Source organism: Pseudidiomarina sp. (genome assembly GCF_048268165.1).
In the GTDB taxonomy this organism is placed as follows: domain Bacteria; phylum Pseudomonadota; class Gammaproteobacteria; order Enterobacterales; family Alteromonadaceae; genus Pseudidiomarina.
Genome location: NZ_JBLWWA010000026.1, coordinates 1 through 8,200 on the forward strand (window position 1 = coordinate 1; position 8,200 = coordinate 8,200).

Sequence of the window (8,200 nt, forward strand, 5' to 3'; positions counted from 1 at the left end):
TGATGGCCTGCTGCAAGCCTGGTGATGTGGTGGCCGTCGAGTCCCCCGGGTTTTACGGTGTACTGCAGCTGCTGGAACAGCTGCAACTGCAGGTGGTGGAAGTCCCTGCGGGTGCCGACACCGGCATGGATATGGACGCACTGGACGCGGTACTAGAGCGCTGGCCGGTCAAGGCCTGTATCGTCTCGCCCGCGTTTGCCACCCCGAGTGGCGCACTGATGCCCACTGCAGCCCGACAACACCTGCTGGCGCTGGCCGAGCGCCATGATCTGGCCATCATCGAAGATGACATCTATGCCGACACCGCGCTGGGCAGCCCGCCCGACCCGCTCAAGGCGCTGGACGGTGATGACCGCGTGATACTGTGCAGCTCGTTCTCAAAGTCCCTGTCGCGTGACCTGCGTCTGGGGTGGATCGCCGGTGGCCGCTGGCACGCCCGTATCCTACACCTGAAACTGGTCACCCAACTGGCCAGCAGCCGCACCCTGCAACAGGGCCTAGCCGACTACATGGCCGATGGCAGCCTTGCCACCCACCTGCGCCGCCAGCGCAACGCCCTGCACCAGCGCCGCGACCAACTGATCGCCGCACTCAACGCCTGGCCCATCGACCTGCGCGTCAGCAGGCCCACCGGCGGCCTGGCCGTCTGGGTAGAACTGCCCGATGCCTTCGATACGCTGGCCTGCTACCCCCGAGCGCTGGAACAGGGCATCGTCATCACCCCGGGCCCGCTGTTCTCGGTATCCGGCCAGTTCAAACACTGCCTGCGCATCAGCTACGCCCACCCCTGGGATGGCAAGCGATTGGCCGCGCTGAACCAGCTGCCAGAGCTGTTGGCAACAGGCAACAAATGAGGCATATTTGAACTCTGCCAGCGGGAAGTCGGCAGCCACAACGACAGGGAAAAGAGGATGGGTCGATGACCGGGATGGCTTGTAGTTTTCATGTTTCATCAGTTGATCATCTCCTTTCTGGCGAGCACCTGTTTCCTGGCGCTGTGGTCTGTACCTGTTTGAACAACAGGCCGAGAGCTGTTTTACCTTTTTCTGCTCAGAGCGTTGTTGTGAAGTTAATGAAATCAGAAAGTTATGGATGGCGTGGGAAAATTAAAAGGTATACCCGCTAATAATTATTATGAGGTAGAAGACCTCATAAATGGGCTGTTAACGCAAAGATCAATCACGGAGAGCATATGATCGTAAGAATTCTAATATTGACCACAGTTATGATGCTGTTTTCTGGTTGTGCCTCTACTTACAATTACTCAGAGTTCCAGGCACCTGTTGATAAGCTAGACCCTTCATTGGGTGTCCTAATTTCGGTGCCAGAAGATGGCTGGTATGAGAATACTCAATACAGGAACTCCGGCCGCATGACAGTCAATGCAGTAAGAGCTGCCTTTTCTAAGAATGCAAGCAAGGTCGATATAGCACAAGATTGTCATGATGAAGAGTGCCTAGATAAGATAGATGTTGAGAGATACGGTTACTTCGTTAAACCAGTCATCCTTCATTGGGAGGATCGTGCAACGGAGTGGTCAGGCAAGCCGGATCGTATCGAAATTCAAATAGTTATATACGATGCCATCACTAAGTCAGAGTTGGCAAACTCCTCTTATACTGGAAAAAGTAAATGGGCAACATTTGGTGGGGATCATCCACAAGATTTATTACCCGAACCTACAAATGAATACGTCTCTAATCTCTATCAGTGAGGCATTAACAAGTGCAGGCACGGCGACGCCCACTACATTGCGCCTTCGGCTCCATTCCATGGGCGCGCATGCTGCAAGCGTTAAATGGCAAAGGAAGTTATGTCGCAAGAATTAGTAAAGTGCCCATGTTGTGAAAAAATGGTTCCGGCAACTGATGTTGAACTCACGTATCGCTTGCCTGATGACATTGCTTCTATGGATGAAGAAGAAAGAGATTCGACCTGCAAGTACACAAACGATTATGTGGTGTGCAATGATGAGTATTTTTATCTACGTTGTGTATTGCCTTTGCCAATACATGATACTGGCCGCGAATACTGCTTAGGTGTTTGGGTGCAGGTTTCGCCCAATAGCTTCAATAAAGTTTGGGAATTATGGGACGATGATGCGCAAGTAAGTGAGCCGCCATTTATAGGCTTACTTGCAAATAATGTTCATCTTAATACCGGAGTTTCAAATGCAGAAGTGATGGTTCAGCTTACCGGACCAAAAACAAGGCCAGTAGTTACAGTTAAAGACGTAGCTTGTTCTCTTTATAAAGAGCAGCAATCCGGTATTACAATACACCGGTCTAGCGAGTATTCAGACTTATGCCGGTAATGCCATTTAACAAGGCGCACCACGCGCAGCCTGCGGCTGCTGGGACGTCAACCCGCTGCGCGGCTCGTCGCCCGTGTGCTTCGCGTTAGGCGGTAAGAGTTTACGGTGCAATGGTTAAAATATGAATGAAAAATTGCTTAAAAAGTACCTCAAATATGCTGGCACAGATGAAGCATTTGCGGTTCTGTTTGCTAAGAAACATATTGAGGATACCAGAGGGCATTGGGTTGATGTCGTTGATTGCAGACGATATGAAATGTCATCCGATAATTTACATTTCAGGTTTGTGGTTGGTGGGCTCTATCGGCGAAAAATTCAACCACAATATCCTTCAAAATCGCAATTTACAGTTGATGGAAAATTCGATGAGCACCGTTACATGTTAATGGTTCGAGCCATAACGTGGGAAACAGCACACAAAGACATTGAGCAGCAAAAATTGAAAGGAATAGCGCCAAGGAAATTCAAAATAACTGGTGTGAGCTACGATAAGAATCGAGACAACAAAAATTTCTTCCGTGACGATGCACCACCTGAAATAAAAGCTCTTGCAAAAAACATAAATGATCGAACTAATCCGTTGTGGGATACCGCCTTGCGGTATGCCAATAAGCCAGAGTTTGTTTACAAAATTAGGCAGGTTTACCTTGCGCCAAGGCGAGCCTAACAAGGTGCTCAAGTTCGTTCGCTTTGCTCACTGGGACCTCCGCAGCTACGCTGCTGCGGCCCCTTAGCACGGCGTTAGGCACTACATTTAAACCCATACTCGAAGGAGAGAAAGATGTCTCATAATGAAGTCAGAAAGGGAATGAGTAATGCAAAGTTCAATGAAGAGCAGTCGGGAATCTTATTTGGAGAGATATTTATAATTTCCATTGGCCTAGGCTTGTACGCACAGTCTTGGTGGATTTTTGGTATGATTTTAATCGGGCTTATTATTTCTTTGTTTATTCCGGTAATAGCAATTCCATTGATGATTCTCCTTAGTATTGGCTGGGGTATTATCGGCTTTGGCATTGGAGCAATATTTGGTTCAACAGGGGCGTCGGTAGTGCTAGGTATCATTGGGCTTTTAGCTGGTCTTGGCGTGCATTTCGCAGCTTTGCAATGGGCCAAAGACATTGGCGAATAATAGCCTAACAATGCGCACCAGTCGCCGCCTGCGGCCGCTGGGACGTAAAACCGCTGACGCGTTTTTCCGCCCCTGTGCTTTGCGTTAGGTGACAAAGGAAGCGATGATGAAGAAGTTACTATCAATACCGATGCTATTTGCGATGATTGCCATAGTGCCCGTTGCTCACGCGGCTAAAGGTGTTGTGGCTTACTACAAATCAGGTTGTAGTTATTACATTGTCGAAACCAATATGGGGTATGCGCTTCTCGAATGGTATGGAGGCAACGACCCCAGCGAAGGCGATGTTTTGGTCGGGGATTATGAGTCGTATGGAATGAAAGATATTTTTAACATCAGTGCAGACTCGGAAACGAAAGTATGGGTTGAAGATTTTTATCTTTCAAAAGACCGCGTAATCGAGAGATATTTTGATAAATGCAACTGATATCACCTAACAAGTTGCTGCACGCGGAAAAATTACTCGCTGCGCTCCTAATTTTCCGGTGAGCAAGGCGTTAAATATAAAAGTAATGAACAGAGAGGGATCGTGAGGTGACTTCATCAGTAAGCGACTATGATTACGAACTCTACCTAGATTTTCGCAAATCTGAAGGGGATCCCTCACGAGTCTTTCATGCTATGGGTGGGATGATCGATGCGCTGAATAATTTGGATCGCGATCTAGGAAAGTTGATCAGTCCTTATTATGAGCCCCAAGTCATTCTTGAGGATGTGTACACTGGTTCGTTACGGGCTAAACTCGGCGAAATCCTGAAGGAAATTCCCGATGATGCGCTTAAAGACCTTGAGCTAAAGAAAATCCTTGGGCACTTTTTGCTTAAAGCGAAATACCTAATTGTAAAATGGTGCGAGGCCAAGGAAAGTCTTGAGGATATGAATGATATCAAGGAATTGGAGGATCAGATAGAGGAAGCTGCAGAGTCCACGAAGGTGAAGAGAATACCTGCCTACGGCTCAATCAACCGTAAAGATCTTCTGAATCATATAAAGCAAATTCAAAACGTAATGAGCTCTCTTGAGGAATTTGACTATATTGAGTATCGCTCGGTTGTTGGCGACGCTCGTTTTAACGGACAACTCGCCATTTCGTCCCAAGTGATTTCTGATTGGCTTACAAAAGAGGTTCATACGACTCAAGGCGCTAGAATATTAAAAGTCAAAAAACCTGACTATTTGGGTAAATCAAAATGGGCCTTTAGATATAATGGGCATGCTATTGAGGCAAAAGTTTCGGATATACCATGGTTGGTTAGTTTTCAGGCTGGGGATATTCCTGTAAATCCTGGTGACTCCATTCGAGCTGAGCTGAAAGAGGATATCGCTTTTGGTTACGACGGAGAAATAATTCATGTCTGGTACGATATACTTGAGGTCTATGAAGTCATTCCTGGAATGAGAGCTGTCCAAGGCGGATTATTTGATTCTAAGAAGTGATTTAACAAATGCAGGTTGTCGGACAGTGTACTCCGCTGCGCTCCGTACCTGCCGCAACTGCAAGCGTTAGCCGCACAAGGAGATTATCTCGGTGAAGGATATCGATGGAATTGAGCAGGTCTTGCAAGTGTTGCAGCCTCATTGGGATAAGATCGAGGCCGATTTCGAGCGACATAATCAGCGCTTTTTGGAGCTTTCCGCTGCTGATCATGATGCCATCGGCCGCGTACTCCGAGCGCATCTCGTCATCGAGTCGTTTATGGGAGCTTTCTTAGCACAGCACTACGGCTTAGATGATTTCGAAGGCTTGAAGCTTTCCTTTTTTCAAAAGGCAAAGTTGCTTCCGTCGCGAGCTTCAAGCGCCGCAGCGGTACGTCCCGGCATCCTTCAAGTCAACTCCGTTAGAAATAAGTTCGGCCACAGACTGAACCATCAGATCGAGCGCCACGAAATCAGTGCTGTCCTAGAAATGCTGAGAGCAGCGCGTCCAGGCATTGATTTCGAAAGCGAAGTAGAAGCGATCGAGGCGTTCGCCCCAGTAGCGTGTGCATTCTTGTCGGTGCCCTCGCCGGAGCTACAACAACTATTCCGAGAGGCTTTTCAGAATGTGCATTCGTATGAGCCTTTTGCCGACGCCTAACCAGAGCGTGGAGCGCGACAGCTGCTACGCATCCGCGCTTCACGCTTTTCGTTAGAACTGACGATGAACAATACTTATCAGATATTAATAAATTGGGACAAAGGCAATGCCTTTGCCGAACGTATGGCCGGGAAAATACTAGGGATCGAAGGCTATACGGATATCGACCCCCAGTGCCCAGTTGGCGGCCCTGACGGGACTAAAGACATTCTTTGCCAGCGCGAAAGACGGAAATACGTTGTTGGCTGTTACTTTCCAAACGGCCAGATGTCATTCGCGAAGATAGAGGAAAAGTTCTCTGGGGATTATGAGGGATTAGCCAAGCATTCTGCCGATGGGTTTGTATTTGTAACGAACCAGAAGTTGACGCCTGGTGAGCGTGTTGCGTTGACGGCAAAGTATCCCAACTCGGAAATCTTTCACGGAGAGCGTGTATGTGGCGTTCTTGACTCGCCGAAAGGCTATGGTGTCCGCCTTGAATACCTGGGAATTGAACTCAATAAATCAGAGCAAATCTCGTTCCTCAATTCACATTTAGACCTCAAAGAGCATTTCGAAGAGATTAAGACATCTCTCGAATCTATTAAACGAACTACTGTGCCTTTGGCGGGGATGATCGACCCCGGAGACGTGGGTGACGGTTCACCCTTGAGTGTGCTTCCTGTTGCCGGGGTTCAGTTATCTGCAAGGATTTCCGTAGAAGACTTGCAGGCAATCCAAATTGCCTGCTTGTATGAATCTGGTATTGGTAACTCAGCAGCTTCTTTGGGATTCCGGAAAATGCAAGTATGGATTGGGATTCCGGGATGTAATTTGGAGACTGCCGATTTTGTGCCACCTCCACCAAATGAGATCCCCCGACGCATCAACAAGTTACTGAATTGGTGGCGCGAGGAATATATGAATATCTTGTATGCAGATCGCCAAGAGAAGGTTTTGGCAATCGCGCAGTTTCACGAGCAATTTCTTTCCATACACCCTTTTTTAGATGGAAATGGCAGGGTTTCGCGGGTTATTGCGTCTATTCAGTGTGAAGATTTGCTTGGTCAGAAGCTCTCTTTCGAAGAAATTGCCGACAGGAACGAATACTATAAGGCTCTACAAAGCGCTCGCGAAGGTGGGCATCAAGCCCTGGTCGACATGTTCCTTAGTCTTGCAAAGTAGTTCTAACAAGGTGCTACAGGAGTCAAATTCCAAGGATCATCCCATGTACCTGCGAGAAGTAATAAACGACGACATCCCCGAGATTTGTAAGCTCCCGAAAACACGGGAGGAGCTTTTTTACTGCTTCCCAAGTGCAGTTTACCCACTGTCGGAAGACACGTTACGTCAGAGCATCGAAACGCGTTCTGACTCGACTGTGGTTGAAATCGAGGGAAGAGTGGTGGCGTTTGCGAATTTTTACCGTTGGAAAGACGGGCTGTGCTCAATCGGCAATGTTGTTGTGGCATCTGATGTAAGAGGTGCCGGTGTGGGGCGCTGTCTGATCAACCATATGGTCAAGCTGGGCTTTGAGAAGCATCACGCAAAGGTGGTTTCAGTGTCGTGCTTTAATCAAAACACTGCCGGGTTGCTGTTTTATCCAACGCTTGGTTTCAGGCCTTACGACGTTGAGCAGCGCATCGACTACAACGGCAATCCGGTGGCACTGATTCATCTAAGGAGGCAGTCATGACCGAACATCTCGGTTCCTGTTTGTGTGGCACCGTTCGCTTCAAGGTAGAAGGGGCGTTTGACAGTTTTTACCTGTGTCATTGTCAGCACTGCAAGAAAGATACGGGGTCGGCTCATGCGGCCAATCTGTTTTCACAATCGGCTAAGCTGAGTTGGCTGTCGGGTGCTGATGCCGTGACCACGTTCACGCTCCCAGGTACTCGTCACAGCAGGAGTTTTTGCAAATTCTGTGGCTCGGCCTTGCCCAATACTCAGGCGGCTGAGGTTCTTATCGTACCAGCAGGGTCTTTGGACACTAACGTGTCCATACTGCCAACGGCACACATCTTTTCGTCCAGCAAGGCCAATTGGGAAGAGGCGTCAGAAGAGGTGCCAACGTTCGACGGGCTGCCGGGTTGAGCGGCCATCTGTACTAAACTGTTACGTGCGATGGCGTTTCGGCAGAGCAGGGGAGCCACATGTTTAAGGATGTTATAGATTTTTGGTTCAATGAGCTTGAGCCAAAACAGTGGTGGCAAAAGGATGGCGACCTGGATTCCATGATCCAGCGCCGTTTTGGCGCGCTTCATGAGCAAGCCAGGGTCGGAGAGCTGTTTGCATGGCGCGAAACGGCTCTTGGCAGTCTTGCCGAGGTTATTGTTCTTGATCAGTTCTCACGCAATATCTACCGTGATACACCCGACTCATTTGCCTGTGATCCCATGGCGCTTGTGTTGGCGCAATGTGCAATCTCAAAAAATCTGGACAGGCAGCTGTCTGATGTTCAGTGTTCTTTTCTGTACATGCCGTTCATGCACAGTGAGTCAACGTTAATCCACGCAGAAGCTGTCAAATTGTATGAAGCGTTGGGTATTCAAAATAGCCTTGATTTTGAATACAAGCATAAAGCCATTATCGACCGGTTTGGCCGCTATCCCCATCGAAATAAAATTCTGGGTCGCACGTCGACTGAAGACGAAAAAGAGTTTCTTGAACAGCCAAACTCCGGGTTCTGAATGTCCGG

General features: G+C 48.5%; 12 protein-coding genes. All 12 read left to right on the forward strand.

Annotated elements, in window-relative coordinates:
- Nucleotides 1-854 (forward strand): PLP-dependent aminotransferase family protein (locus ACN0UY_RS12580; protein ID WP_417667541.1); only part of this gene is annotated, 854 nt, incomplete at its 5' end.
- A 338-nt stretch (nt 855-1,192) separates the two neighbouring features.
- Nucleotides 1,193-1,714, forward strand: coding sequence for a DUF4823 domain-containing protein (locus ACN0UY_RS12585; protein ID WP_417667543.1), 522 nt, complete (start codon nt 1,193-1,195; stop codon nt 1,712-1,714).
- A 99-nt stretch (nt 1,715-1,813) separates the two neighbouring features.
- Complete coding sequence (locus tag ACN0UY_RS12590; RefSeq protein ID WP_417667545.1) at nt 1,814-2,314, forward strand: DUF2199 domain-containing protein; 501 nt, start codon at nt 1,814-1,816, stop codon at nt 2,312-2,314.
- Between the two features lie 121 nt (nt 2,315-2,435).
- Nucleotides 2,436-2,981 (forward strand): hypothetical protein, encoded by a 546-nt coding sequence (locus ACN0UY_RS12595; RefSeq protein ID WP_417667547.1) that lies wholly within the window; start codon nt 2,436-2,438, stop codon nt 2,979-2,981.
- A gap of 114 nt (nt 2,982-3,095) precedes the next feature.
- The gene (locus ACN0UY_RS12600; protein ID WP_417667549.1) at nt 3,096-3,446 is read left to right on the forward strand and encodes a hypothetical protein; all 351 of its coding nucleotides are present in this window, start codon (nt 3,096-3,098) and stop codon (nt 3,444-3,446) included.
- Nucleotides 3,447-3,549: 103 nt separating this feature from the next.
- Complete coding sequence (locus tag ACN0UY_RS12605; RefSeq protein ID WP_417667551.1) at nt 3,550-3,873, forward strand: hypothetical protein; 324 nt, start codon at nt 3,550-3,552, stop codon at nt 3,871-3,873.
- 107 nt (nt 3,874-3,980) lie between these two features.
- The gene (locus tag ACN0UY_RS12610; RefSeq protein WP_372999881.1) at nt 3,981-4,883 is read left to right on the forward strand and encodes a hypothetical protein; all 903 of its coding nucleotides are present in this window, start codon (nt 3,981-3,983) and stop codon (nt 4,881-4,883) included.
- 91 nt (nt 4,884-4,974) lie between these two features.
- Entirely contained in the window at nt 4,975-5,523 is a 549-nt protein-coding gene (locus ACN0UY_RS12615) for a hypothetical protein (protein WP_417667553.1), read from the forward strand.
- A 63-nt stretch (nt 5,524-5,586) separates the two neighbouring features.
- Nucleotides 5,587-6,687, forward strand: coding sequence for a Fic family protein (locus ACN0UY_RS12620; protein WP_417667555.1), 1,101 nt, complete (start codon nt 5,587-5,589; stop codon nt 6,685-6,687).
- 43 nt (nt 6,688-6,730) lie between these two features.
- Nucleotides 6,731-7,198: a GNAT family N-acetyltransferase gene (locus tag ACN0UY_RS12625; RefSeq protein ID WP_417667557.1), complete on the forward strand. Its 468-nt coding sequence runs from the start codon at nt 6,731-6,733 to the stop codon at nt 7,196-7,198.
- Nucleotides 7,195-7,596, forward strand: a complete 402-nt coding sequence (locus ACN0UY_RS12630; RefSeq protein ID WP_417667559.1) for a GFA family protein — start codon at nt 7,195-7,197, stop codon at nt 7,594-7,596. Before ACN0UY_RS12625 ends, ACN0UY_RS12630 begins: the two co-directional genes overlap by 4 nt.
- Nucleotides 7,597-7,655: 59 nt before the next feature.
- Complete coding sequence (locus ACN0UY_RS12635) at nt 7,656-8,192, forward strand: DUF924 family protein (RefSeq protein WP_417667561.1); 537 nt, start codon at nt 7,656-7,658, stop codon at nt 8,190-8,192.
- Nucleotides 8,193-8,200: the final 8 nt, after the last annotated feature.